At 22.8% G+C, this 1,186-nt stretch carries 2 protein-coding genes and 1 pseudogene; all 3 read right to left on the minus strand.

Features of this window, described 5'->3' with window-relative positions; genetic code table 11:
• Positions 1 to 116: 116 nt before the first annotated feature.
• Entirely contained in the window at positions 117 to 620 is a 504-nt protein-coding gene (locus VJI93_RS08200; RefSeq protein WP_324000437.1) for a hypothetical protein, read from the minus strand.
• 53 nt (positions 621 to 673) lie between these two features.
• Positions 674 to 874 (minus strand): hypothetical protein, encoded by a 201-nt coding sequence (locus VJI93_RS08205; RefSeq protein ID WP_324000438.1) that lies wholly within the window; start codon positions 872 to 874, stop codon positions 674 to 676.
• A gap of 46 nt (positions 875 to 920) precedes the next feature.
• Positions 921 to 1,186: pseudogene (locus VJI93_RS08210) on the minus strand (hypothetical protein); the annotation flags it as partial.

Genomic DNA, 1,186 nt, shown 5'->3' on the forward strand with positions numbered 1-1,186 from the left:
CAGATATTTCAAAAGTTCTTTCATCCAATAATTTATCATTTCTATCAAAATATCTTATTGTATAACTCATAGTTCCTAAGTTTTTTCAATTATACTTATTTCTAAAACTAAATCATTTAAAAATAAAATGGAAAGAAAAATATATATGGTGCTGTAAATATTGCTATGGCTAATGCCAATTTTTTCTTATTTTCTTCCTCTATATCAAGTTTTGAAAAAGTATATCTTTTATTTAGTTTATAATTTATAATCCTTGACAATAAAATTAAAACACCCAATGTTAATATTGCGAATATATTATCAAGTGGCTTTCCATAAATAGACGCCCTCAAAGATTCATACCAATTGTAAAAATCTGATTTTGGATTAATAAGGTTTTCTGTTGCCATAGTGCCTAACAATATAAGTCCTACAACCATAATATCACATAAAAAACAAAAAAAAGTAGTTTTTACAATTATTTTCTTTAACATTTTAAAAGGATTATATATTTTCAGATATAAAACAGATATATAAACTACTGTTGAACATAATATAGTAGTTATCGGTATAATAACAATCCAAAATATTGGATTTATATAAAAAAACCATATCGGTATAAAATCCCAAAGTTTATTCATTTTTATCTCCTTTTTAGTAAGTGAGAGAATTAAATTCTCTCACTTCAATTTTTTTATTTTTTAATATTTTCATTTTTTGATGCGGAAATTTTTTCATCAACTTTTCCATCTTTGTTTTTATCTATTTGCAAAACTGTATCTTTATCTTTATTTATTCCAGTTTTGATTACCATATCCTTTGTAACAGATATTTCAAAGGTTCTTTCATCCAATAATTTATCCTTTCTATCAAAATATCTTATTGTATAACTCATAGTTCCTAAGTTTTTTCAATTATATTTATCTCTAAAACCAAATTATTTAAATATTAATTGAAAAGAAAAATATATATGGTGCCGTAAATATTGCTATGGCTAATGCTAATTTTTTCTTATTTTCTTCCTCTATATCAAGTTTTGAAAAAGTATATCTTTTGTTTAATTTGTAATTTATAACTCTTGATAACAGAATTGTAACTAATATTGTTAATAATGCATATACATTATTAAATGGATTTTCCTCTAAAGCTTTCAACCAAGGATAAAACACAGATTTATAGTTAATAATATTGTCTACTTGTAACATAA

The sequence above is a fragment of the Parvimonas sp. M20 genome (assembly GCF_035282425.1).
In the GTDB taxonomy this organism is placed as follows: domain Bacteria; phylum Bacillota; class Clostridia; order Tissierellales; family Peptoniphilaceae; genus Parvimonas.

Excerpts from the sequence above, each read along its gene's own strand:
- VJI93_RS08200 (WP_324000437.1), bottom strand. The coding sequence starts at position 620 with ATGAATAAACTTTGGGATTTTATACCGATATGGTTTTTTTATATAAAT.
- VJI93_RS08205 (WP_324000438.1), bottom strand. The coding sequence starts at position 874 with ATGAGTTATACAATAAGATATTTTGATAGAAAGGATAAATTATTGGAT.